Raw genomic sequence first — 24,161 nt, 5'->3', positions numbered from 1 at the left:
TGACTATCAGTGATTGTGCAACATGAAGGGAGCATTAGTATGTATCAAAAAATATTAGAAGACATCAAGAAAGATTATTATGTTCAGAACTATCCGAATGATGGACAGAGATTTGTTGCTTGGTATCTCAGAAATATTCATAATTTGGATACGATTGAGGCGAAGGACTGCATTACAGATGGGGCCGGAGATAAACAGATTGATGCAGTATACATCGATAATCAATCTTCGATGATCTACATTATCCAGGGAAAATTTTATTCTGGGGATACCGTTAATGCGGAACCATTGAGAGAGGTGCTTTCTTCATGGGTACAGATAAAAGATTTGCAGAAATTGCAAGATGCAGCAAATGAAAAGCTGAAGGTTAAGATAAATGAACTGGCTGCAGCGATGGAAGATGATTATGAAATCTGTTTTGAATTGATTACGACATCAGAACTGACTGAAGATGCGAAAAAAGACTTGGCAGCATTTCAGAAAGAATTGGCAGAGAGCGATAACCTGAGTGCAAACCTTGTGCTGGTTGATAATGACTCGCTAAAGTTTAAGTATGATGAAGCAATCAATCGGAATCGTCCTTATATTAACCATGAATTCAAGGTGGAAAATGGGAAATATATGGAACTGGATTTGAGCGGAACAAAAGCGGTAATTGTTGCTTTGCCATTAAAAGAATGTATCAAGATTCCAGGCATAAAAGACGGAAGCCTATTTAGAAAAAATGTGCGCCAATCACTTGGAACAAGCAACAAGGTTAATAAGGGCATTGCTAAAACATTAAAGAACGATGCAAAGGATTTCTTTTTCCTACATAATGGTATAACAGCAATATGTTCCAAAATAAATATCGACAAGGATATCCTAAGCGTCAAAGAATTGAATGTTGTAAATGGATGCCAGTCATTAAGTACAATTTATAGCTGTAGCGAATCTGTGAGAAATAATAACGATGGATACATTATGTTCCGTTTCTATGAGATTTCAGATTCTGAAAATGCAGATAGAATCAGTAACTGCACAAACTCTCAAAGCGCAGTAAAAGCAAGAGACTTGAGAAGCAATGATAAAGCAGTATTGCTGATGAAGAAAGCGTATGAGCAGTGCTATACGGACGGATATTTCGTAACCAAACGAGGAGAAACTGCTGATCCAGCAAAATATAATACGAATCACATAGTCAACTTGACTGATTTGGGCAAACAGTTAATTGCGTGGCATTCTCAAAGACCTACAATCTCTTATAGTGAGACGAAAATATTTGATAAGTATTTCAATCAATTGTTCTATAAAGACTATGCACCAGAGAAGATGCAGGCATTAAATGAGCTATACAAAGCTGTCATTCAGAAATGGACAAGTGATAATCCTATGGGATTGAACGAATCACTCTTAGCTATGAAGTCCTACGCACCACATCATCATTTGTATGCTATTTCAGCTATTGTAAGTGAAGTTAACAAGATGGCTGAAGGCGTGCCTGATCCAGCAAAAGTCCTTAAGCTTTTGAAGGATAACGGAATAGAAGACACTGTTGTTGATATGGCAGGAAGCTGCCTTAATATGGCATTTGAAAATGCTTCTACAGAGGCAACGGATAATAATAGAATTTTTAGTCCACAGAACTGGATTAAGGCTAAAGGTTCATTGAAAGATATCAGAAATGCTATTAGAAACCAACTGGCTACTTTCAAGATGGTGCCAGGTGGAAAGGATATTTTGGATAACTTGAATAAGAATTTGAAGCTCAGTGCGGAAGATTTCGAGGCTAGATGGACTGCCGATTAATTAAGTTTCACACACATCAATAGGAGGTAGCAATGGATTCAACAGATAATAAAGGCGAAGTGATTATTTATCAAACAGATGATGGACTGACGCATATTGATGTGCGAATGGAAGATGAAACGGTTTGGCTTACGCAACAGCAGATGGCAGAATTGTTCCAGTCCTCTCGTACAAATGTTGTAGAGCATATTAAGAACATTTACGATGAGGAAGAATTGGATGAAGAATCAACCTGTCGGAAATTCCGACAGGTTCGATTAGAGGGAAATAGACAGGTAGCAAGAGAACTGCCATTTTATAACCTTGATATGATAATTTCCCTTGGATATAGAATCAAATCATCTGTAGCTACAAAATTTAGAAAGTGGGCAACAGAGCGATTAAAAGAATACATGATAAAGGGCTTTACCATGGATGATGAACGCCTCAAAGGAAATGGCGGAGGTAGTTACTGGAAAGAATTACTTGACCGCATCAGGGATATTCGTTCGTCAGAGAAAGTCCTTTATCGCCAGGTGCTTGATTTGTATGCTACCAGTGTAGATTACAATCCTAATAGTGAAGATTCTATCCGGTTCTTCAAAATCGTTCAGAACAAGCTGCATTTTGCTGCTCATGGACATACAGCAGCAGAAGTTATCTACGAGAGAGCTGATGCAGAAAAGCCATTCATGGGGCTTACCTCTTTTGCAGGGGAGCTACCGGCATTGAAGGATATCAGTATTGCAAAGAATTATCTCTCGGAAGCAGAACTTAAAGTTCTGAACAACCTTGTTTCCGGTTATTTTGATTTGGCTGAAATCAATGCGATTGAGCATAAGCCAATGTACATGAATGACTATGTTGAACAGTTGGATTCCATTCTTTCATCCGGAAATCGTCAGCTTCTTGTGGGTTCTGGTAAAGTGAGCCATAAGCAGGCGATTACGAAAGCGACAGAAGAATACAGAAAGTATCAGGAGATTACGATTGCACCAGTAGAAGAAGCTTATCTTGGAAGCATCAAATCGCTTGAGAAGGAAGCTAAAAAGAAAACAAGAAACAGTAAATTATGATATGCATCTGAAATATGTAGATAAAAGGATGGTGAGACGTATGGCTAATACTAGGGATGCTGTTGATACAATAAAAGGATACTATTATCAGTTTAACTATTCTATTTTGTGTATCTTAGACAGAAATGATGATAGCGAAATCACAATTGAAGGTATTGAAGATGTTGATGTTGCCTCTGGAGATGAAAAAGTTGCAATTCAATGTAAGTACTATTCTAAGACGGAGTATAACCATTCAGTGATTGCTAAACCAGTACGTCTCATGTTTGAAGATTATATGGAACGCACCACTAAGAATAGCTATATTTCATATAAGCTGTATGGTACATATGAATCGGGACAATCAAAGTTAGTATTGCCATTGACTGTTGATTTTGTAAAACAGAAGTTTTTCACTTATTCGGAGAAAAAGAAAAGGCACGTTCTTCATGATGAATTGCATGCTACAGATAAACAGATTGAAGATTTTATTTCAAGGCTTGAAATAGATGTCCAAGCACAAAAGTATGAGACTTTAGAAAAGAGTGTTATTGATGGAATTAGCATATTGTTCTCTTGCAGTAAAGTTGAGTCAGAGCTTTATTATTACAATAATGCATTGAGAGTAATAAAGGAATTAGCAACTTCATCAAACGAGGATAATAGGAAAATAAGAAAAAGAGAGTTTGTTAGCCGCATTGACAATAAGAAAATGCTGTTTGATAACTGGTATTTACAATTTCGTGGTTTGAATGAGTTCTGCAATAGAATAAAGAGCGAATATTTCACAAAAATCAATATAGCTCCTTCAGATAGATATTTTCTTATTGAATGTGATGGGTTAATTGATGATGTGGATGTGGTTAGGCTTATTAGTAAAATATCCAAAAATTGGAGTAAGTTATCAAAAAATACGCCCAAACCATTTTGCCCGTATGTCCTTTTGCATGGGATAGACTTCGATAGATTGATAGCTATCAAAAAAAGATTATCGATGCAAGGGATTGTCTTGTGTGATGGATATGATTATCTAGGTGCAGAATTTAATCCGGAATCTTTAATTAAAACACCTGACTACAGGAATGAAATACATGTAAAAATTGTTAATGAACTCTCTCAGATAGAAGAGGCATTGGAAGTTCAAAAGAGAAAAAAAGAGATTTATCAATTTTACTTGTCAGAGCCATTCTTTGAGACAAATAAAAGTGCATTATATAATATTCAGATTCCTACAACGGAAAGTATACTTAAAATGATATAAGGAGATACATATATGGATGATACAAAGATTAATGCCGAAGTGGTTTCGGTGCATCCCAATAAAGTTAAGATTTTAGTTGATGACCTAGAGGACTTTCAGTTGGCCGAAGAAAAGCTGAAAGTAGGATCATATCTTAGAATTTGTGACAATGATAACGCTGTATTGATGGCAATGATTGAAAACTTTACAATAGAGGTTGGGGTAGATAGTAATGGAGAAGCAACAAGAAAATATGTATTGGAAGCTAATCCTTTGGGGCTGTTAAAAGATGGAAAATTTGAACGTGGTGGAGATACAATAGCTATTCCTCCGAAGAAAGTCGAGCCGGCTACGACTGATGATATTAGAAAAATCTATGTTGAATCACTTAGAGAAGAACAAAAGTTTTCGTTCGGAACATTATCAACAAATCAGGATATTACAGTTCCTGTTGATGGAGATAGATTTTTTAATAAACATATAGCGATAGTTGGGTCTACAGGGTCAGGAAAATCTCACACAGTAGCAAAGATATTGCAAAGTGCGATTGAGGCTAAGGATGGTGAATATAGCGGACTTAATAATTCTCATATTGTGATTTTTGATATTCATTCTGAGTATAAGGCTGCATTTCCAAATGCTAATTATATAGATATTAATAGTTTAGTCCTTCCGTATTGGCTATTAAATAGTGATGAACTACAGGAATTGTTTATTGATACGGAAGCTAACGATCATAACCAGAGAAATGTCTTTAAAGAGGCGGTTATTGCAAGTAGGAAAGTACATTTTTCAGGTGGAGAAGAATTGAAAAATAGAATTCATTTTGATTCACCATTATATTTTGATATGGATGAGGTTTTGAAGTTTGCAAAAGAAAAAAACGAAGAAATGGTTCCAGGTAAAAACGGCTTAAAACAAGGTCCGCTGTTTGGACAATTATCAAATTTTGTAAGTAGATTGGAAAATAAGCTGAGCGATAAGCGAATGGATTTTCTTTTAGGCGATGCGTCTAAGCATACTACGCTGGAAGAAACTTTAAAGCAATTAATTGGTTATGCAGAGGACAAGTCCAATATTACGGTATTGGATTTAAGTGGGATACCATTTGAAGTTTTGAGTATTACTGTTTCGTTAATTTCACGCATTCTATTTGAATTTGGATACTATTATAAAAAAGTGCGTGAGCAAAAAGAGGAAACAAATAATATACCGCTATTATTAGTCTATGAAGAGGCACATAAGTATGTGCCAAATAGTGATATGGCTAAATACAGAGCTTCAAAGGAATCCATTGAGAGAATTGCAAAAGAAGGAAGAAAGTATGGCGTATCGTTGTTATTGGCTAGTCAGCGCCCTTCTGAAATATCTGAGACAATATTTTCACAGTGTAATAACTTTTTGGCACTTAGACTGACTAACCCTAATGACCAAAATTATGTGAAACGTTTATTGCCAGATACTTTAGGGGGACTTGTTGATAAAATGCCATCTTTAAGGGCTGGTGAGTGTCTATTAATTGGAGATGCAGTTGTTCTTCCATCAATCGTACAAATTGATAGATGTAGCCCGTCTCCAGCTTCTAACGATATACCCTACTATCAGCTTTGGAAACATAATTGGATTGATTTTGAGGCTGAAACCGTAAAGGATTTATGGGAGAAATAATCTGAATATTATTTTTGATGTGGAAATCACATTGAGAATGTCAGGTGTGAATTTTAGGATACAAAAGAGTAATAGGTAGTGCGAAAATACGCTTGATAACATTTTCGTGATAACAAATTGATAACACAAGCTCGGATAACCTATGCATTATGGACAAACCAAGCTAATCGGAATCAAATAAAACTAAAACGCCCATACAAAATTAGTTAGAATGAAAAAGTATTTTGCGAACTGGAATAATTTTGTGCAAACAGCATATAATTTTAATGGATAGTTCTATTGACTTTCCGCTTTGTACTTGTTAATATATTGGTACAAAGAAAGTTTACCACTGACCGATATGTGGTATATAAATGGTCGGGTTGAGAGTTTACCGCTGACCGATATGCGGTATATAAATGGTTGGGTTGAAAGTTTAGTCCTTCGCCGAAAGGCGAGGGACTTTTTCCATATTTCGGCAGAGAGGATGGAACAAATGAAGAAAACGGGGTTTTATATCATAAAGGAGAGATTTTTTGAAGATATGCCTGATCCATACCTTAAGGGGAATAAGGCAGGTAATAGACCGCATTATTATTGTTTTGAGGATACTGCTACGGGAATTTATTGGATGATACCGCTTTCTAGCAGAATAGATAAGTTTCGGAAAATAATAGAGAAGAAAGAACAATCAGGGAAGCCTTGCGATATTCTACATATTGTGAAACTGGACGATAGTAGAGAAAGTGTATTTTTAATACAAGATATGTTCCTGATTACAGAGGAATACATAGAACGTGAGTATACGATTGCCGGAAATCATTTGATGCTGACTAGTGAGCATACGGCAAAGGTAATCGAACAAAAAGCAAGAAAAGTGTTGGGAATGTTAAAGCGTGGTGTGAAGTTTATGCCTACACAACCGGATGTGCTATCAATATTGGAAAAATTAAAGCAGAAAGAATAGTGTTTCATGGCTCTATTTTGGCTCTAATAATTTGATGTAAGAAAAATATTAGATAAAATTTAGAGAATATGAACACAAAACGATACAAATGTGTACTGAAAAGCACCTAGATTATCCTATCCGCACCCGAGTTTGAATAGTTGTTAACTTCCCACCGGTTCTCACCCTTTTATCCGGTCGAAAATAGAACAAAGTAAAACATAAGCAGAAGTATCAGGACTTAACAATCCCGGTACTTCTGCTTTTTATTTTCCGGTTTTTCACTCCCAGTTCCATCTGCCGTTTTCCCTTTGTTTTCTCTGCTTTTCAAAAGAAGAAAGAGCAAAACAGGAAGAAAAATTAAAAAGAAAAACACCCGGAAATAACGTATTTACAAGCGTCTTATGTTGCATGATATAAAACATAACAAATCTCACAGAAGATAAAAACAAATTTGAAAAACATATGTTCTTGTGCTAAAATGGGTATTAGGAAAGCACTCACGACAGGAGTGGCAACCTCCCAACCCTAAGGAACCGGCTTGCCGGAATACATAGGAAAGGAGGTAGCGCCCATGACAGCATACGAGATTATTTCAATCTTCATAGGGATATTGGCTCTACTAATGTCCTTTGGTAGCTTGATTGTAGCGATTATCGCCTTTCTCGATAAGAGAAATAAGCGTAAATAAAATGCTCACCCTGTCTGATCCACAGAGTGAGCGGTGTCCGTAAGGACATGTAACGAATCATTTTGGGAGCATCCACTTTTGGAGTGGGTGCTTTCTTTTACACTTCTATTATAATCAATCCATTTTCTAAATTCAAGTGATTCTTTGGAATTTCCGCCTAAATCCTCACGCCGGAGAGAGAAATATATCTATTTTTCACCTTATATCCATCAAAACTGCCCTCATTTCTAGCCGCCGCCCACGAAGCAGCCCTTGAATGAATTATCAGCTAATTTCGCACGGTAAACAGTAAAGTCAGATAGTGTACGTTTTCCTGAAATGTGTCTGTTTTTGGTAGATGTTCACGGACTTTCCGGCTCTTTGTGTGTGGCGTTTATAACCGCATCAATAATACCCTTTGATTTAGAACCTAACCCAGTTCCCTATATTTCTGCCAGATTTCTTTATTATTGATTTTTTAAAGCTGTCATAAATTTTTGAAGGAACAAAACTCCCGCTCCCTATTATGAGGTGCCAATTCCACAATATAAAACACCGATTGCGATTGCCGGTAAAAGATGGACACTTCGCAGGACCAGACCGCCTGTAATCATAAAATTATAACCAAGTAATTTTTACGGACAAAAAATTGATAAAATGGAACTTTCTTATCCTTCATGGCCATGATACGGGCGTTGTGTTTTTGCACAAGCCGATAAAAATCAGTGTCATAAAGATAAGGAAAATGCCGGCAGCCCCCAACAGATACAATAGGTTAGACTGCGAATTCTGTGCGAAATCCGGTATGCCAATCCGCAGTATATTTCCGCCTGCGAACACCCAGACAATCCCGGCAATCAAAAGCAGATACATGGGGAATTATTTTTTTCATAGTATCATCCTGTTAATTTACGCTCTTTTTAATCTTCAGCAACAAAAGAACAATACAGATGCCCATGAAAGTATGACCAATTCCTGCAATCCCGGAAATAGAAGCGTCCAATCCTTTACTTAACGTTGTTCCCCACACCTGCGTCAATCCTCTCATAAGAAAACCAAGGCCGGTGATGTTCAGACCAAGCTGGTAAGCAATCAGGAGTTTACCGGTCTTCTGGTCGGAAAAGGAAAAGACTTTTTCAGCCAGCATCAGCATAAGAAAGAAGAACATTCCCAACAAAAAGTAGTGCGTGTGCATGACAGACAGATTTGTCTGTCCGGTAAAGTGATTGAACTTTGTAAACTCCCTGTAAAACACGCCGAATATCATGGCAATAACTGCATAAACCACAGCCATATTTGCATATCGTTTGACCATTATAGGTTCTCCCTTCTAAATCATTTCTTTTGTATTTTAAATTGTCTGTAAAGTTTCCAACACATCCAGACAATCCAAACATAGGCCAGTGTTTACGGAATTATAAATAAGCCGACGGTCGGGGCAATCCCGCTGAACAGGACAACCGGATGATAGAATCCGAACAGGAGCGTAACCGCCAAAGGCATAAACCGGAATACAGGGTCTTTTGCTTTTTTTGCTTCCTGTGCAAAAATGACAATAATGATAATTCCCATGATTGCGAAAGGTATATTGCTAAGCACTCCAAACAAAAGGGGCGGACGGTTTCTTTTTAATAGATGGTACGCTTGACAATAATGATAAAAAAGGTAATGTCAGGCACCCGTGCTTTTAAAAGCATTGTTATGTTCATCGTAATAAAGTGTGCAAATTTTTCTTTTGTAAATGTTTCGTCCCAAATATCCTTGCGAATCTCTGCATCCTGCTCCATACTCTGAATGATAGCCGTTTCTAATTCTGTCTGCATGGATATCATGCGAATCTGTCCTGCTGTTTCCACATTCCTAAGACTATTCATGAGCTTTCCGGCGGATTGCTCTATTCGTCCCTTAAGAAAAGAGTATATTTCTTCCAGTTGACCACAAAAAGAATCGGAGGTAATCTTAGTTTTCATTTCAAGCAATGTTTGTTTCCAATATTCTTCCGTCAGGGCAAGAAGAATCTCGTCTTTATTTGAGAAGTAATTGTAGACTGTTCCGCTTGCAATACCAGCCCTTTTGGCAATGGAACGGATATTCACAGCGTCAATACCTTCTGTGTCTGCTATATCACGCGCTGAATTCAACAACGTATCACGCATGGTATCATCTTTCCTTCTCATTAAATCCCCCTTTCTTCTTCTTTTGTGAACAGGTTCATTTATATTATATACATTTAAATGATTCGTTGTCAATCTTATTTGAACACGTTCATAAATAATTCATTTTTGGTTTAATGTAAAAAGAAAATCCAACTATTTTTATCGGAAATCATATAGTACATGGTAAAAGTGAAGATACTTTTTATACATGGTAGTTTATGGAAGGCGGTATGGCATTGAATAACGGCTCTCTCGGGTAGGCCATGTTACTCCATGAAATATTATGAATATGGGCGTTACTGCCAGGAAAGAGAGGAACGATACCTAATCCTGCGCCTCATTCATATTTTTATTCCAGATGGACGGAAAAACAGTCACCAATGAAAAGGATTATAAGGAGTATCATGTCATCTGCAGGTGGATGGAGTATCTTCAGATAAAAGTAACTCCTGTGCTATAATAGATGTAGGTCTGCATATTAAGGCAGATGTAGTCCAAATACCAGGGACCCGATACAAATAAATCATAAGCTGTTTTTGTTCATGCCCTTTATTGGAATAGTCTTAAATGGGGCTGATTAGAAACCGGAAAAAGGGAATAACAGGTTCACTTAGCCTACACATCCCACCCATCTGCCCCAAATGAAAAAGAATGGACATTTCCCATAATAAGTTATATATTGTAGAAAAGAACAACCGCAGTCCACCCTTTATACCCCAAAAAACAAAAAAACCTCCATCAAAGTGGAAAGGAACCATAAATGGACAACCATACCCCCCTCACCATCGAATCAATCATCACCCGATACGCCTCCTATATCTACAACCTTTCCCGCAAACTCTCAGCCAACCCGGACAAAGCTGAGGATTTAGCCCAGGAAACCTTCATCAAGGCCTGGGCCCACATCTCTGAGGTAAAGAACGAAGACGCCGTTAAATCATGGCTCCGTACCATCTGCATCAACGAATTCCGTATGATGCTAAGAAAAGAAAAGCGCGGGGCCATGGGTTACGCAGAGAGTATGGATGAGCTGGAACATGATGGGGAATTCCTGGTGGACCCCAGGCCGCTGCCCATTGATGAAATCCAGGCGGCGGAGGAAGTTGCTAACCTGCGGGACGGCTGTTTCCTTGCCATGACGCGGAAACTGACATTGAACCAGAGGATGGTTTTCTCATTGATTGATATGTTTGGCATATCCATCAATGAGACAGCACAAATCCTTGATTTGACACCCAAAGCAGTCAAGGGGCTGCTGTACCGTGCCAGGATGAACCTGGAATCATTTTTCAGTGACCACTGCAGCTTCATGGATATCCATAATCCCTGCCAATGCACGGCCTGGATTGAGTTCATGAAGGATAGGAATACGTTCCAGGAAAAACTCAGGCAAAAGAAAGCGTATCTGAATTATCAGGAAAAGGGATATGTCCACGACCCTGAAACTGGCAGGAAAATGCTTTACTATTATCATAATCTGCCGGAACAGAGACCTCCACAGGAATGGTTTGAGAAGATAGCCGCATTGCTGTATGAGCCGGCCTCCTCATGATATTAATATAAAATCCGTACTGTCCGGGACTTTTGCCTAAAAGTGTCATCTCTTATTATGTAAGGAAAAAACATACACAAAGAGGAGTTTCCAAGCAAAAATACAAAGAGAAAAGAGGAATGAACAATGTTTCAGTCAAGATGTGGGGTATGCTGTGATTCATGCGGAAGGAAACAGGCTGTTAACTGCAAGGGGTGTATCAATATGGATGCACCTTTCTGGGGAGGCGTCTGCGGCGTCAAATCATGCTGTGAATCCAAGGGTTTGGACCATTGCGGGGAATGTGGTGGGTTCCCCTGTGAAATGCTGTCAACCATGGGAGTGGAAGAAGGATTTGACCCGGCGCCTAAGTTAGAACAATGCAGGCAGTGGGCCTGTGAAAAGAAGGAGTGAAGTGGCGTCATGATTATTAAATTGGACATCCCGCAAAAAGCCAATCTGCTTTTTGACCATTGGAATGAAACCATAATCTGGTCCTGCCTCCAGGGGATAATGGGGGAAATCTATGCGGACAATGGGGAACGTCCCATGTCAGCAATGGCTGTTCTGGGGGATTTCTGCTTTTTGGCAGGAGTCCCAAACCGTGATTTGGTTCTGTACAGACCGGATTGCTGCCATGACGAAGTCATAATGGTACCTCAAAATGACATCTGGTCCGGTCTGATTGAATCGTGTTACGGAACCAAGGCAGAAAAGATAACCCGCCATGCAATTAAAAAAGAGCCGGATGTATTTAATCAGTCAAAACTCCGACAGGCTGCTTTGTCACTTCCGCCTGGTTTTACCATCAGGATGATTGATGAGGATTTATATAACATGTGCAAATCAAACGCCTGGAGCCGGGACCTGGTTTCCCAATACCCGGATTATGGAATGTATGAAAGGCTTGGGCTGGGAGTCGTGGCGTTAAAGGACGGACAGCCGGTTTCCGGCGCGTCCTCCTATACTGCCTATCAGGAGGGGATTGAGATAGAAATCGATACCCGGGAGGAATACCGGCGCATGGGTCTGGCATATGCATGCGGTGCCAGGCTGATTCTGGAATGCCTTGCCCGCGGTATATATCCAAGCTGGGATGCGCACAATCTGGAATCGGCCGCACTGGCAGAAAAACTGGGGTACCATTACGACCGCCCATATACGGCATTCCTTATCCACTCCAGTACATCTATGCGCAAGTAATGCAGTAAGCAGTACCTATTATCCACATTAGATTCACATACACGCCTCTGATGCACATCTGGCGGAAAGCAATTTTCAAACACACTCTAGCAGAAAACGGATATGGGTGGTTTACGGAACGGATTGATTTTACTTTAATGATTCGGGCCAGGCTCCCGCCTGACCGCATCCATACGGTAAGCCCCGGCCAGTGCATCATACACGTTTTCAAATACTTCATATGTTTTCTCATATTTTTCATGGCTGGAAGGTTCATATCTCTTTTTGATGGAAACGCATTCCTTAACCGCATCTTCATAAGAAGGAAAGAAACCTTCCGAAACAGCACCGATAATGGCGGCTCCCAGACAGGGGGCTTCTTCATTTTCCGGTACCTCGATTACCTGCCCTGTGATGTCGGACTTGATTTGGGTCCAGAGCGGGGATTTGGCGCCTCCGCCAGTGGATATGATTTTGCTGACAGGGATTCCGGACCTTATCATGTAATCCAGGTTCTTTTTTAACAGGCAGGCAACCCCTTCCATGATTGCCAGGGCAAGGTCATACTGGTCATGGGATGCATGGAGCCCAAAGAAAACGCCGGAAGCATTTTCATTAAAGTCAGGTGAATTGACGCCGGTAAGATATGGCAGGAATACCGGGGGCACCTTGTCCGGACGCGCCTCAATCATCTGGTTTATCTGGGAAAATGATACGTCCTTCAGGAATGTATTCCGATACCATTCCAAACTGAAGCCGCCGCTTTCGCATACAGGCAGCAATACGTAAGTTCCGGGAAACGGACCGCAGTTCAGCGGCAGGCGGCTGTCGTCAAAGAGGGGTTCACGGACCATGGCTGCAATGGAAAGCACTGTGCCTGCGGACTCGCTGACCAGCCCTTCCTGGATATTGCCGGTTCCGATCATTCCGGCAAAATGGTCCAGCGTCCCTACGTTAATCTTTGTGTCAGAAGTAAGGCCTGCATTGCCATGGGCCAGTCCTGGAAGCAGCGTTCCCGCAATGCTGCAGGGCGGCAGCAGCTCCGGAAGCTGTGACAGGTTCACGCCGCAGAAGCTTAAGATGTCCTCCCAGTAACATTTCCGGATAATATCAAAATAATGTGAAAAGCTGTAAATGGAATAATCACCGGCCATACGGCCGCAAAGCCGGAATATGATATAATCTTTTAAAAGAAGGTAATGGGCCGTATTCCTAAACACTTCAGGTTTGTGTTCCCGCATCCACAGCATCTTGGTAATGGGCCAGGTGGGAATCAGTTCCGGCTGTCCGGTGGTACGATAGCACAGGTCAGCTGGAAAATGCCCAGACAGCTGGGCGCACTCTTTGCCGGAACGCATATCCATCCATGAGATGGCCGGATGGATGGGCTGTCTGTCCTGACCCAGGAGAATCAGGGACTCGGCCTGTCCTGTCAGTATGATCTGTACAACATCCTCTGCATTGGCATCCTTCCCTGTGCCGGCAGCCTTGCGTATCATATCTTCGATGGAATGAAAATACCTGTCGCTGTCAAATTCCACAAAGTTCCCATTCCTGTCATACTGGACGGTTTCTGAAAGAGTGGCAATCAGGTGAAGCTTTTGGTCATAGACCGAGACTTTAATGTTGGTGGTGCCTAAATCAATGGAAATAATGTTCATAACCCAAATCCTCCTGTAACATGATGATGGGGCGCTGACCAGCCCCCGCATTATTTCTTCTTATAAAGATTATATACAGAGCTTCGTTTAACCAGGTACGGTTCCAGGGAGAACACGCAGGTATCGGTCCTGTTTTCAAGCAGGACAGCATTTAATATGCTGATGCAGCTTTCTGCCATTTTTTCCCTGGGAAGATGGATGGTGGTGAGGGGAGGCATGGAAAATGCCGACAGAGGATTATCATCGAATCCAATGACGCTGATATCCTCAGGCACCCGCAGGCCGAACTGGGACGCTGCCTTATAGACTCCGTGGGCCAGTGTATCATCAAAAGTCAGGACCCCTGTGAACGGCACGCTGAAACATCCCAGTTCATGGTCCCATAGTTCATTCATGATTTGGAATCCGCCCATGATGGAGGAGTTACAGGTGTCCTTTATCATATTGTCATGGAAGGGAACCCCGTACTCCTCAAACGCCCGTTTGATTCCAATGACAAACTGGCTGCTGATGGGGATGGTCAGGGGAGTGGTAATGACCAGGCAGTCCCGATGGCCTTTGGAGAGCATTTCGCAGGCAGCCATATAACCTCCCTGAGCATAGTCCACATGCACATGATGGCAGTTTACGGATTCATAGCGGGCGCCCTGGAGGATGAGTTTCTGGGTAATGCCTGAGAGCAGGTTCAGGTTCTTGGGGTTGGTGGTGGTTGGCTCCAATATGACAAAGTCCGGCTGCCGCGATAAGACTGTTAAAATATTGGCAAGTTCCTGCTTCTCACTGAACTGGGAATCAAATATCATGGTGGTATATCCGTGATTGGCCATTTCGATGGAGATATTGCGGAAAATATAAGTCAGGGCAGGGTTCTCAATATCATTGAAAATAACGGCAATGGTTTTGGTGGAATTGCTCCGAAGGCCCTTGGCCAGGGAATTGGGGGTGTAGCCCATTTCCTTGGCTGTGTCCAGGACCAGTCTGCGGGTTTCCTCCTTGACCAGGGGATTGTTGTTAAGGGCCTTGGAGACAGTGGAGAAGGATATTCCCAGTTCCTTGGCAATGGATTTAATTGTAACAGGTTTATTAGAAGCGGTATCGGCCATAAGATGAATGTATTGTGCAGATTCATCTGCTGCAATACATAAATTCACCCCTTTCCTTTGTTATTTATGTAACATGGTTATGGTAACATGATTTCATTGGTTTCAGCTTACACTTTTATTACAACGTTGTCAATAGTCGTTTTATAGAATATTAAAAATTTTTGAAAATATACCAGTTGTAAATCCATTATAATCAAGGATACTTCTGCTATTTGCACGAAAATATGGTAGAAAATAAAGCATAATGTACAAAATAAAAAGAAAAAACAAAAATCTATTGACAAATACGACATGCAATTATATGATAATTACAACGTTTGAAATATTTGAACGGAGGCTCAATGAGCCAAAATTTTTTGATTAATAATTACAACGTTGTAAATTAGGAGGGAGATTCATGAGATTATCGTGTACCAGTACCATGGTTCCGGGAAAGAGCCTTACGGAAAAGGCCAGGAACCTGAGCCGGTGGGGATATGAAGGGATTGCTGTTTTTGTGGATTATGTGGATTGGAACCAGGAATTGTACCAGGAGCTTTTATCCCTGGAGGAATGCACAGGAGTGGTTCCCTGTGAGTTTGCTTTTGGAGATGGGATATATGGGCATCTGATGGACAGGGACCCTGACATAAGGAAAAAGAGCAGGGACATGTATAAGCTGGCTGCCAGGATCAGCGGTGAGATTGGTGCTGTGACTGAGCTTGAATTCGAATATGGCCCACAGTCCCCGCTGCCACTTTTTCATCCATATACAAAGATGGGAAAGGAGGAAGAACGGGAGTTCTGTGAGATGTACCGGGAACTGGCGGAACCTTTAAAAGGCACAAAAGGGAAAATGCTCCTGGAAGGAATCAACCGCTACGAAAGTCCCTATTTAAACAGCATCAGGGACTGCAGGGATATAGTTGGGTCCCTTGGCTTAAAGGAGGCCGGTGTCCTGGCGGATTTCTTCCATATGTCCATTGAGGAGACGGATTACAGGGAAAGTATCCTGTATGCAGGGGAATACATAAAACATGTCCATCTGGGCGACAGCAACCGACTGCTTCCGGGATATGGGATGACGGACTGGAAGGCCTGCTTTGATGCGCTTAAGGAAGTGGGGTACAAGGGGTTTGTGAACCTGGAGTGCAGCACCTGCGGGAATCCGGCGGTGACATTGCCTGAAACGGCTGATTTCCTAAGGAAGCTGATTGTATAAAAACATTGTCGGACCTGCAGGTATAAGATAAGGGAAGGATTTACAATATGGAAGGCTTCAGAATCAGGAAACCATTTTTTGAAATAGGTCCCAAGACATACATATATGGAAAGAAGGCCTTGGAACTGGCCGTGGCGGCGGACCGGGCCAGCAGGAAATACCAGGTGGATATTATTTTTTCAGCCCAGTACACGGATATCCGGCCCATAGCAGAAGCCACCAGCCGCATCAAGGTATTTGCCCAGCATATGGACCCGGTCTATCCTGGCAAGGGGATAGGGGCCGTGCTGCCGGAAGCCCTTAAGGAGGCAGGTGCGGTGGGAGTCCTGCTAAATCATGCGGAGAGGCCCTTAACCCTGGATGAAATCCGCAGGTCGGTTGAAAGGGCGGGGGAAGTGGGGTTAGCTGCTCTGGTGTGTGCGGGAACGCCGCAGGAGGCAGCGGCAGCTGCTTCCCTGGGGCCTGATATGATACTGGCAGAAGCCCCGGGACTGATTGGAAAAGGCGCCAGAGGACCCGGGGACATGGAGGAGATAGCCAGGATTAACCAGGCAGTGCACAGGGTGGCGCCTGGAATGATGATACTGCACGGCGCAGGAATCAGTGATGAAAAGGATGTATATGAGGTCATAAAAGCAGGAGCGGATGCAACCGGCTCCACCAGCGGGATCATGAAGGCAGACAATCCATGTGAAATGATGGAGAAAATGATTGCCTCCGTAGCAGCTGCGTGGATTGCCCGGCATCAGACACGCCCATGCCAGGACTGAGGACGATAAGGAGGAGGATGATGGCGGTATATCATGAAATCATTCCTGTTGAGACAGACAGGAGGGTAAGTTTTGAGGATGTGACGGAAAAGGTACAGGATATTGTGAAACAGTCAGGCATACGCAACGGGCTGGTGAATGTCTTTTCACAGCATACAAGCTGCTGTATATTCATTCAGGAGGACTCGGAGGATGTAACCTACTGGCATACGCCATTGATATTGCAGGATATGGTCAATGCCATGGAGAAACTGTTCCCCACCTGCCAGAATGAAGGCCAGTATCTACATCCGGGACCAATCCACACAAAGAATGCAATGGAACTCAGGGATGAGAAGTCAGAATGGCTCCTGAACACGGATGGTCATCTGCGTTCCGTGCTGCTGGGCCGTTCCGAGAACATTCCGTTAGTTGAGGGGGAGATGACGCTGGGAGAATTCGGGCGTATATATTTTTCAGATATGGACCAGACAAGGGCCAGGGAACGTAAGGTACGGGTACAGGTAGTAGGGGAATAAATCATATATGGATAAGACGAGGAGGAGTAATCATGGGAATTCTTGAGAAAATGAGGCTGGACGGAAAAAAGGCGTTTGTAACAGGCGGCGCACGCGGAATCGGAAAATGCATTGCCATTGCCCTGGCAGAGGCAGGAGCGGATGTTGCCATTGTGGATGTGGACCTGGAGGAGGCAGAGAAGACTGCCCGGGAGATTGAAGCTGCAAACCACATCAAGGCAATTGCGGTTAAGACCGACATCACCAAACCGCAGGAAGTGGATGATATGATGGCCCGGATACTGGAAGCATTCGGCAGGCTGGATGTGGCATTCTGCAACGCGGGAATCGGTCATGGCGTCCCGGTGGAGGATGACAACCTGGCTGACTGGGACCGGGTCATCCAGGTCAATTTAAACGGAACATTCCTGACCGCCCAGGCAGCCGGAAGGGTAATGATCCGGCAGGGCGGCGGCTCTATCATTAACACGGCCTCCATGTCCGCCCATATCACCAACATCCCGCAAAAGGAATGTTCCTACGCGGCATCCAAGGCAGGCGTCATTGCAATGTCCAGGAACATGGCTGTGGAGTGGGCGGATAAGAATGTAAGGGTCAACACCATAAGCCCCGGCTATATGGCCACGGAAATGACGCTTAATGACCCCGGGCTGGTTCCGTTAATTGGAAAGTGGGAGGAACTGATTCCGGTCCACCGTATGGGGAAGCCGGAGGAGCTGCAGGCCATTGCCGTATACCTGGCAGGTGATATGAGCTCTTACACAACAGGCGCGGATTTCCGCGTGGACGGCGCATACACCTGTTTCTGATGTAACATGCAGCTGTAAAAATTGATATGTAATGTTTGGGGAACAAACCGTTTTTTGTAATGATAAGAAATCAGACACAAAGGAATCCAATATAAAGGAGAAGGGGAATTATGAGGAAAATATTATGTATGGCAATGACAATCATGACAATTACAAGTTTAACCGCCTGTGGCAAAAGCGGGACAGCTGCCAATGCAGGCGCAGATACATCCACGTCTAAAAGCGCCCAGACAACGGCCCAGACCGGTTCAGAAGCCGGCTCTGAGTCCGGTTCGGTCCCGGCTGCAGATAATGCTTCCGGAGATTCAGGACTAATTGTTTATACCCAGAAAACCATGAACCAGTATTTCCATGTGGCGCTGCAGCAGAAGGTGGAGGAAGCAATCACCGCAGCCGGATATCAGCCGGAAGTGGCTAACTGCAACAACGACTCCACACTTCAGAATGACCAGATGCAGAATTTCATTTCCAAGCATCCGAAGGCGATTATTGCCAATACCGTTGACTCGGACGCCCTCAATGACGCTGCCAATGCGGCGGTGGCAGCGGGGATTCCGGTGGTCATGGTGGATAACCCTGCTTCCACGGCAGTGGTGGACTGCTCCATCAAGTTTGACAACTTAAAATGCGGGGAAATGGCAGCAGAGCGGATTGTAGAAGCCCTGGAAGCAAAATACGGTTCACCTAAGGGCCGCGTGGTCAATGTGTATGGAGCCATGAGCTCCGAGTGCTGGCGCCTCCGTAAGGACGGCTTTGACGCAGTGATGGCTAAGTATCCGGACATTGAGAAGATTGAAGTGCCTGGAGAAGGTGAGCGCTCCAAATCCCAGGAAGCCCTGACCAATGTCATTGCCAAATATGATAAGGAAATCGATGCAGTGCACTGCCCGTCGGATGATCCTGGCCTGGGATGTGCGGAAGCCATGCAGATTGCCGGTATGTGGTACCCGGTGGGGGATGAAAATCATGTGATATTTGTTACGGGAGATGGGGAGCCAGACGCCGTGAAGTACCTTCAGGAAGGGTATTACGATGCAATTATCGTAGAAGATGCATATGCATATGGGCCAATGGCAGTTGATATGCTGGTACAATATATTTTCAAGGGTGAGCCGGTCCCCACTTCCGGAACCTATACCAATGAGGATTTCTATTGGAAGACAGCTGAATTCATGGATGGAGAGACCGGTCCGATCCTTCAGGTTCCTCCCTATGCCCTGGACAGCAGCAATGTAAATGAAGATGGCCATTGGGGTGTGGCTGCCCTGAAGGCAGAAGGGAAATAACCCATGCGGCATTTACCAGGTAGCCATAGGAAAGGACAGGTGGAACATGGAAGAAATACTCCTGAAGGTTGAACACGTCAGCAAGAACTTCGGTGCAACAAAGGCCCTGGAGGATGTGAGCTTTACCATAAAAAAGGGGACCATACATTCCCTGCTTGGAAGGAATGGAGCCGGAAAATCCACGGTTGTCAACATCATAGCCGGAATCTATAAACAGAACAGCGGCATTGTTACATTGGAGGGTAATGATATCACCCCATATTCTGTCTTTGAAAGACAGAATATGGGAGTTAAGATAGTACCACAGCACGCCAGTATTGTTCCGGAACTGACTGTGGGGGAAAATGTCTTCATGGGCATATGGCCCAGGAAAAAAAGCGGCTTTGTGGATTGGGAGAAATTATTTGTTGATGCAGGGGAAGAACTGCGTAAATACGGCCTGGATGTGGACCCAAAAGAAAAGGTGCGCAACTTAAATGGTGTGGACCAGAGGAAAGTAAACATCATCAGGGCCATGCATGGCGGCGCAAAGCTGATTATCCTGGACGAGCCCACCACCGCCCTCTCATCTGTTGAGCGTCAGGAACTGTTTGTATTTGTCAATGAATTAAAGGCCAAAGGGACTGCGTTTATTTTTATCAGCCATTATCTGCAGGAGGTGGTGGAACTGTCAGATGATGTGACGGTCATAAGGGACGGGCGTTCTTTTTCCGGTTCCGAGGGCGGCGGACTCAATGAAGAGCGTCTGGCAAGCCTGATAGCAGGCGGGGAAGTGGAACTGATAAACCGGGAAAAGCTTCCGGATAACAGCGGCAGGGAACTGCTGCTGGAATGCAGGAACATATCCGGCCATATACTGAAGGATGTGTCCGTAAAGCTATACCGTGGTGAAATTACTGGTCTGGTAGGATTTCCAGGCTCAGGTGCAAGGGAACTGTGCCGTACCCTCTTTGGCCTGGATAAAATGACAGAGGGTGAAATCCGGACAGGAGGCAGTGGAAAAGTGTCAATCCACAGCCCATCCGATGCCATGAAGAATGGGATTTCCTATGTCTCCTACGACAGGCATAAGGAAGGAATCGTGGGCCTTATGTCCATCCGTGAGAATATCAGCCTTCCATCCCTGTACACCACACTTAAGAATAAGCTGGGATTTGTGGACATGGAAAAATCCAGGGCCATATCAGAGCATTATTTTGAACTGTTCCATGTTAAGGCAAACTCCACAGATGATAAACTGGGCAGCCTTTCCGGGGGAAACCAGCAGAAAGTAGTTGTGGCAAAGACAGTCAGCACGGGTCCGAAGCTTCTGATGCTGGATGAACCCACTATTGGGATTGATATTAAGAGCCGTGAGGAGATTATTGAAAATATCAATAAGATAGCAGAAGAGGACAATACATCCGTACTGTACCTGACCAATGATTTTGATGAACTGATCCGTACCGTTGACCGGATACTGTTCTTTAAAAACGGCAGGTTAGAAAAGGATGTAAGGAATCTTGGACTGAGCCATGAGGATGTAATCAACATCCGTGATTCTGTGGGTTAAATGCCGCTGTTTGTGAATGTATGAGACATGGAGGGATGAAAGTGAATATAAATTGGTTCAAATTAAAAAGAAAATTGCTGAATAATATCGTTTGGATCCTGCTGGTCCTGGCGGTAGCCGTTGTGGGCGGCCTGGAACCCAGCTTCTTCAAACCTACGATTTTAGGGAATGTCCTCTCACAGGCAACGGTACTTGGAATCCTTTCCTTTGCCCAGGCTTTTGCAATCATGCTGGGCTTAATCGACCTGTCCCTGCTGGGCGTGATGTCATTTTCCGCAACATGCGGACTCCTGCTGCTTGAAAAAGGCTGTCCTGCCGTGATTGCCATACTTGTCATCTTCCTGACTGGAGCCTGCATAGGCGCCTTAAACGGAGTGCTGATAGCAAAGCTGAAAGCAGTTGCGCTGGTGGAAACCCTTGCCGTGAAGCTGACCTTGCTGGGTGCATTCCTGGTCATCACCCAGGGGCGTGCCATTACCAACATGCCGGATTCCTATAAATGGTTCGGGCAGGGAAGCATTGCAGGCATACCCACACTTCCCATTGCGCTGGTTGCGGTTTTTGTGTTTGTATATATTTTATGGAACAAGACACCCTATGGACGCAGCCTGTACGCGGTAGGCGGCAATGAGGACGCGGCCTATGTGTCGGGCATCAAGGTTGACAGGATAAAAATCATTGCCTTTACCATCTCGGGTTTTCTGGCAGGCGTCGCAGGGTTTTTCCTTTCCGCCTATATGGGGGCTGTCACCTCCACATTTGGCACTTCCTATGACATGAACAACATTGCAGCCACTGTAATCGGCGGCGTGGCTTGCAGCGGCGGACAGGGAAATGTCCTGGGGGTGCTGGGCGGCGTCCTTCTCCTCACCGTTATCCAGGTGGGACTGCAGATACTGGGGGTATCCAGCTACTATGTGCAGATGATTAATGGTCTGATTATCTTTGTGGCAGTGCTTTTAGACGCAATCAGGCTAAAGACACAGCAGGGCTGATGAAAGTCAGACGGCGCGCTCTGATGTTCCGTAGGAGCCGCGCCTTTCCCGGCTGTGTTCCTGCCATCTGCATGTTCCGTATCTCTTCGGACAGGGACAGATTAAAATAGACGGCCTATACTATTTAATAGTGATAAATGGACGGACAGTCAGGCAGTACATATAAATCAGGCCGCGGACCTTTGTGGTTATTACATCTGTCACACACGGTCCCGATTGTAAAGGAAACATTTTCCCTTGTACAGTAGATGGCCTCAACGTACCTGCAGTAGGCAAGGTTCCTGCCTGCATATCGGGGATTCGTACTAGGATAATTAATCTCTTCCTGCAGCGTAATCCAGAATATGAGATTTTGTAAGTATTCCAAATCAGGATCCACGTAACATGTCTTAGTGCCGTTATAATATATGTCTTCCAGGAATTGTACCAATACAGTGTAAGAGTATTGATTTGATTTAATGTAATCATACAGAATCCTGCAAATATCAGAATGCAAAGGAGCGTTCGCGCCTTTTATTTCCAGTCTGTAATCACCATTTTTTTTAGAACCTGGAAAATATATGATGATATCTTCATAAGCAGTAAACTGCCCCCTGTGACCAGGGGTTTTTTCATATGACCCTATCAGATATGATAGGCCATCCTTGTAATCGAGTTTTACTTTCGTGATGATATCTCCTCCCTTTTGCGGGTTGTCATGCCAGCCCCGCATACACCCTGTCATATAAGGTTATTGTATAATAAAGGAGGCAATTTGAAAATAACTTCTTGCTATTTTCTCACCCATCCATTAAAATCATTTGCGTGTACCGGTATGTGAACACAAAGCTGAAGGCGCAGATCTGCGCATGGGCCAGCGGGATCCTTATCTTTTTCTCAGACCTGGGAACGCCCCTGCTGGTGGGGCCGGTGTTTAGGCCGCTGTTTGACAAACTGAAGATATCCAGGGAAAAACTGGCCTGGGTACTGGATTCCACCTCATCCCCTGTGGCAATCCTGATTCCATTCATTGGATGGGGCGTTTATATCATGGGGCTGATTCAGGCGGAGTTTGAGAATCTTGGGGTGGCGGAGTCTGATTATACGACCTTTGTCCGCGCTATACCGTTCCAGTTTTATGCTATCCTTGCAATCATCATGATTCCGTTGGTGGCATTTACGAAGCTGGATTTTTCTCAGATGAAAAAGGCGGAAATGCGGGCTGAGAAGGAAAACAGGGCCGCTGACCTGGTGCAGGAGGAGATTGTGCATGAGATAAAGAATGGGTATTCCCTTAAGCATGCAAAGCCAATCATGGTAATCCTTCCCATTGTGGTTGTGTTTGCAACCTTGTTCGGGACCCTGGCGCCTCTGGGATTCCCGTTTGCAAAGGTGGATGGAAACGCATTCCGCGTGGCCCTGACCATGGGATATTTCTTGGGGGCGGCTGTCCTGATGGCGTTAATCTGTCTGCTTAAAGTCATGGATTTTAATGAGACATTCAAGGTATATGTTGGCGGGATGAAGGGGATGACAGACGTGGCCATTACCCTGATCCTGGCATGGTCCCTGGGGAAGATGATTAGCGGGCTGGGGACGGCCGAATTTATAGTAAAATTCCTTCAGGACATGAGTTTTTCCGCATCCCTGGTGCCGGCTGCCGTTTTCCTGTTCGGGGCGTTCATATCCTTTTCAACCGGCAGTTCCTGGGGGACCTTCGCCATCATGATGCCGCTTGCAATCCCGATGGCCCATGCTTTTGGAATACCATTTTACATTGCGGTTGGGGCGGTCCTGTCCGGCGGGCTGTTCGGCGACCACTGCTCACCCATATCAGACACCACCATACTGTCCTCCACGGGCGCTGGGGGCGGCCTGGTGGAGCACATCAAGACACAGCTGCCCTATGCGGCTGTCAATGGAACCATAGCGTTCATTGCTTATATCATAACAGGATTGACCGGCAGCGAGGCAGCCCTGGGCTTTGCGGTGATTGCCTTAATCGTTGTGATGGCAGTGCTGAACCGGATTTCGGCGGCGCGTCTGGCTGGCAAAGAATAGGGATAAAAAAACTCCGGAAATACGGATTGAAT

General features: G+C 44.0%; 21 protein-coding genes. 17 read left to right on the top strand and 4 right to left on the bottom strand.

Annotated features, from left to right (window positions below; genetic code table 11):
- Positions 1 to 39 precede the first annotated feature (39 nt).
- The 6 genes from DWX59_RS00930 (at position 40) to DWX59_RS30210 (ending at position 7,346) form a co-directional block, all read left to right on the top strand.
- Entirely contained in the window at positions 40 to 1,788 is a 1,749-nt protein-coding gene (locus tag DWX59_RS00930; protein ID WP_117555442.1) for an AIPR family protein, read from the top strand.
- Positions 1,789 to 1,820: 32 nt separating this feature from the next.
- Positions 1,821 to 2,843, top strand: coding sequence for a virulence RhuM family protein (locus tag DWX59_RS00925; RefSeq protein ID WP_117555440.1), 1,023 nt, complete (start codon positions 1,821 to 1,823; stop codon positions 2,841 to 2,843).
- A 40-nt stretch (positions 2,844 to 2,883) separates the two neighbouring features.
- Positions 2,884 to 4,083: a DUF4297 family anti-phage-associated protein gene (locus DWX59_RS00920; RefSeq protein WP_147325726.1), complete on the top strand. Its 1,200-nt coding sequence runs from the start codon at positions 2,884 to 2,886 to the stop codon at positions 4,081 to 4,083.
- A 12-nt stretch (positions 4,084 to 4,095) separates the two neighbouring features.
- Positions 4,096 to 5,730, top strand: a complete 1,635-nt coding sequence (locus DWX59_RS00915; protein ID WP_117555436.1) for an ATP-binding protein — start codon at positions 4,096 to 4,098, stop codon at positions 5,728 to 5,730.
- Positions 5,731 to 6,205: 475 nt separating this feature from the next.
- Positions 6,206 to 6,676, top strand: coding sequence for a type III toxin-antitoxin system CptIN family toxin (cptIN, locus tag DWX59_RS00910; protein WP_117557141.1), 471 nt, complete (start codon positions 6,206 to 6,208; stop codon positions 6,674 to 6,676).
- A gap of 553 nt (positions 6,677 to 7,229) precedes the next feature.
- Positions 7,230 to 7,346, top strand: coding sequence for a putative holin-like toxin (locus DWX59_RS30210; RefSeq protein WP_370804823.1), 117 nt, complete (start codon positions 7,230 to 7,232; stop codon positions 7,344 to 7,346).
- A gap of 883 nt (positions 7,347 to 8,229) precedes the next feature.
- Here DWX59_RS30210 and DWX59_RS00900 read toward each other — a convergent pair.
- On the bottom strand, positions 8,230 to 8,640 hold the full coding sequence (locus DWX59_RS00900) for a DUF2871 domain-containing protein (protein ID WP_117555432.1): 411 nt from the start codon (positions 8,638 to 8,640) through the stop codon (positions 8,230 to 8,232).
- Between the two features lie 313 nt (positions 8,641 to 8,953).
- Entirely contained in the window at positions 8,954 to 9,502 is a 549-nt protein-coding gene (locus DWX59_RS00890; RefSeq protein ID WP_117555430.1) for a TetR/AcrR family transcriptional regulator, read from the bottom strand.
- 739 nt (positions 9,503 to 10,241) lie between these two features.
- Between DWX59_RS00890 and DWX59_RS00880 the strand changes: the two genes are divergently transcribed.
- From DWX59_RS00880 to DWX59_RS00870, 3 genes are all read left to right on the top strand, one after another.
- Complete coding sequence (locus DWX59_RS00880) at positions 10,242 to 11,033, top strand: RNA polymerase sigma factor (RefSeq protein ID WP_117555426.1); 792 nt, start codon at positions 10,242 to 10,244, stop codon at positions 11,031 to 11,033.
- A gap of 126 nt (positions 11,034 to 11,159) precedes the next feature.
- Entirely contained in the window at positions 11,160 to 11,426 is a 267-nt protein-coding gene (locus DWX59_RS00875) for a DUF3795 domain-containing protein (RefSeq protein WP_117555424.1), read from the top strand.
- Between the two features lie 9 nt (positions 11,427 to 11,435).
- Positions 11,436 to 12,215, top strand: a complete 780-nt coding sequence (locus DWX59_RS00870) for a GNAT family N-acetyltransferase (protein WP_117555422.1) — start codon at positions 11,436 to 11,438, stop codon at positions 12,213 to 12,215.
- A gap of 134 nt (positions 12,216 to 12,349) precedes the next feature.
- On the opposite strand, the gene DWX59_RS00865 is transcribed toward DWX59_RS00870, so the two are convergent.
- Together DWX59_RS00865 and DWX59_RS00860 are read right to left on the bottom strand one after the other, a co-directional pair.
- The gene (locus tag DWX59_RS00865; protein WP_166460140.1) at positions 12,350 to 13,855 is read right to left on the bottom strand and encodes an FGGY-family carbohydrate kinase; all 1,506 of its coding nucleotides are present in this window, start codon (positions 13,853 to 13,855) and stop codon (positions 12,350 to 12,352) included.
- A gap of 50 nt (positions 13,856 to 13,905) precedes the next feature.
- Positions 13,906 to 14,958 (bottom strand): LacI family DNA-binding transcriptional regulator, encoded by a 1,053-nt coding sequence (locus tag DWX59_RS00860; RefSeq protein ID WP_117555418.1) that lies wholly within the window; start codon positions 14,956 to 14,958, stop codon positions 13,906 to 13,908.
- A 397-nt stretch (positions 14,959 to 15,355) separates the two neighbouring features.
- Between DWX59_RS00860 and DWX59_RS00855 the strand changes: the two genes are divergently transcribed.
- The 8 genes from DWX59_RS00855 to DWX59_RS00815 all read left to right on the top strand — a co-directional run bounded on the left by DWX59_RS00855 (position 15,356) and on the right by DWX59_RS00815 (position 24,129).
- Positions 15,356 to 16,159 carry a sugar phosphate isomerase/epimerase family protein gene (locus DWX59_RS00855; RefSeq protein ID WP_117555416.1) on the top strand — a complete coding sequence of 268 codons (804 nt, stop codon included), beginning with the start codon at positions 15,356 to 15,358 and terminating at the stop codon, positions 16,157 to 16,159.
- A gap of 47 nt (positions 16,160 to 16,206) precedes the next feature.
- Positions 16,207 to 16,929 (top strand): triose-phosphate isomerase, encoded by a 723-nt coding sequence (locus DWX59_RS00850; protein ID WP_117555414.1) that lies wholly within the window; start codon positions 16,207 to 16,209, stop codon positions 16,927 to 16,929.
- 17 nt (positions 16,930 to 16,946) lie between these two features.
- On the top strand, positions 16,947 to 17,447 hold the full coding sequence (locus tag DWX59_RS00845) for a secondary thiamine-phosphate synthase enzyme YjbQ (protein WP_166460139.1): 501 nt from the start codon (positions 16,947 to 16,949) through the stop codon (positions 17,445 to 17,447).
- Positions 17,448 to 17,479: 32 nt separating this feature from the next.
- Positions 17,480 to 18,256, top strand: coding sequence for an SDR family oxidoreductase (locus DWX59_RS00840; RefSeq protein WP_117555411.1), 777 nt, complete (start codon positions 17,480 to 17,482; stop codon positions 18,254 to 18,256).
- A gap of 110 nt (positions 18,257 to 18,366) precedes the next feature.
- A complete protein-coding gene (locus DWX59_RS00835; protein WP_117555410.1) occupies positions 18,367 to 19,542 on the top strand; it encodes a sugar ABC transporter substrate-binding protein in 1,176 nt (391 codons plus the stop codon).
- Positions 19,543 to 19,588: 46 nt separating this feature from the next.
- On the top strand, positions 19,589 to 21,094 hold the full coding sequence (locus DWX59_RS00830) for a sugar ABC transporter ATP-binding protein (RefSeq protein WP_117555409.1): 1,506 nt from the start codon (positions 19,589 to 19,591) through the stop codon (positions 21,092 to 21,094).
- Between the two features lie 35 nt (positions 21,095 to 21,129).
- The gene (locus DWX59_RS00825; protein ID WP_117555408.1) at positions 21,130 to 22,089 is read left to right on the top strand and encodes an ABC transporter permease; all 960 of its coding nucleotides are present in this window, start codon (positions 21,130 to 21,132) and stop codon (positions 22,087 to 22,089) included.
- An 816-nt stretch (positions 22,090 to 22,905) separates the two neighbouring features.
- Positions 22,906 to 24,129 carry a Na+/H+ antiporter NhaC family protein gene (locus DWX59_RS00815; protein ID WP_235844834.1) on the top strand — a complete coding sequence of 408 codons (1,224 nt, stop codon included), beginning with the start codon at positions 22,906 to 22,908 and terminating at the stop codon, positions 24,127 to 24,129.
- The last annotated feature ends 32 nt before the right edge of the window (positions 24,130 to 24,161 follow it).

It is taken from the genome of Enterocloster aldenensis (assembly GCF_003434055.1).
In the GTDB taxonomy this organism is placed as follows: Bacteria; Bacillota; Clostridia; order Lachnospirales; family Lachnospiraceae; genus Enterocloster; species Enterocloster aldenensis.
This window is presented reverse-complemented; position numbering and strand designations above follow the sequence as displayed.

What these genes read in the sequence shown, in the direction of transcription:
- DWX59_RS00930 (WP_117555442.1), top strand. Translation starts at nt 40, where the DNA reads ATGTATCAAAAAATATTAGAAGACATCAAGAAAGATTATTATGTTCAG.
- DWX59_RS00925 (WP_117555440.1), top strand. Translation starts at nt 1,821, where the DNA reads ATGGATTCAACAGATAATAAAGGCGAAGTGATTATTTATCAAACAGAT.
- DWX59_RS00920 (WP_147325726.1), top strand. Translation starts at nt 2,884, where the DNA reads ATGGCTAATACTAGGGATGCTGTTGATACAATAAAAGGATACTATTAT.
- DWX59_RS00915 (WP_117555436.1), top strand. Translation starts at nt 4,096, where the DNA reads ATGGATGATACAAAGATTAATGCCGAAGTGGTTTCGGTGCATCCCAAT.
- cptIN (WP_117557141.1), top strand. Translation starts at nt 6,206, where the DNA reads ATGAAGAAAACGGGGTTTTATATCATAAAGGAGAGATTTTTTGAAGAT.
- DWX59_RS30210 (WP_370804823.1), top strand. Translation starts at nt 7,230, where the DNA reads ATGACAGCATACGAGATTATTTCAATCTTCATAGGGATATTGGCTCTA.
- DWX59_RS00900 (WP_117555432.1), bottom strand. Translation starts at nt 8,640, where the DNA reads ATGGTCAAACGATATGCAAATATGGCTGTGGTTTATGCAGTTATTGCC.
- DWX59_RS00890 (WP_117555430.1), bottom strand. Translation starts at nt 9,502, where the DNA reads ATGAGAAGGAAAGATGATACCATGCGTGATACGTTGTTGAATTCAGCG.
- DWX59_RS00880 (WP_117555426.1), top strand. Translation starts at nt 10,242, where the DNA reads ATGGACAACCATACCCCCCTCACCATCGAATCAATCATCACCCGATAC.
- DWX59_RS00875 (WP_117555424.1), top strand. Translation starts at nt 11,160, where the DNA reads ATGTTTCAGTCAAGATGTGGGGTATGCTGTGATTCATGCGGAAGGAAA.
- DWX59_RS00870 (WP_117555422.1), top strand. Translation starts at nt 11,436, where the DNA reads ATGATTATTAAATTGGACATCCCGCAAAAAGCCAATCTGCTTTTTGAC.
- DWX59_RS00865 (WP_166460140.1), bottom strand. Translation starts at nt 13,855, where the DNA reads ATGAACATTATTTCCATTGATTTAGGCACCACCAACATTAAAGTCTCG.
- DWX59_RS00860 (WP_117555418.1), bottom strand. Translation starts at nt 14,958, where the DNA reads ATGGCCGATACCGCTTCTAATAAACCTGTTACAATTAAATCCATTGCC.
- DWX59_RS00855 (WP_117555416.1), top strand. Translation starts at nt 15,356, where the DNA reads ATGAGATTATCGTGTACCAGTACCATGGTTCCGGGAAAGAGCCTTACG.
- DWX59_RS00850 (WP_117555414.1), top strand. Translation starts at nt 16,207, where the DNA reads ATGGAAGGCTTCAGAATCAGGAAACCATTTTTTGAAATAGGTCCCAAG.
- DWX59_RS00845 (WP_166460139.1), top strand. Translation starts at nt 16,947, where the DNA reads ATGATGGCGGTATATCATGAAATCATTCCTGTTGAGACAGACAGGAGG.
- DWX59_RS00840 (WP_117555411.1), top strand. Translation starts at nt 17,480, where the DNA reads ATGGGAATTCTTGAGAAAATGAGGCTGGACGGAAAAAAGGCGTTTGTA.
- DWX59_RS00835 (WP_117555410.1), top strand. Translation starts at nt 18,367, where the DNA reads ATGAGGAAAATATTATGTATGGCAATGACAATCATGACAATTACAAGT.
- DWX59_RS00830 (WP_117555409.1), top strand. Translation starts at nt 19,589, where the DNA reads ATGGAAGAAATACTCCTGAAGGTTGAACACGTCAGCAAGAACTTCGGT.
- DWX59_RS00825 (WP_117555408.1), top strand. Translation starts at nt 21,130, where the DNA reads ATGAAAGTGAATATAAATTGGTTCAAATTAAAAAGAAAATTGCTGAAT.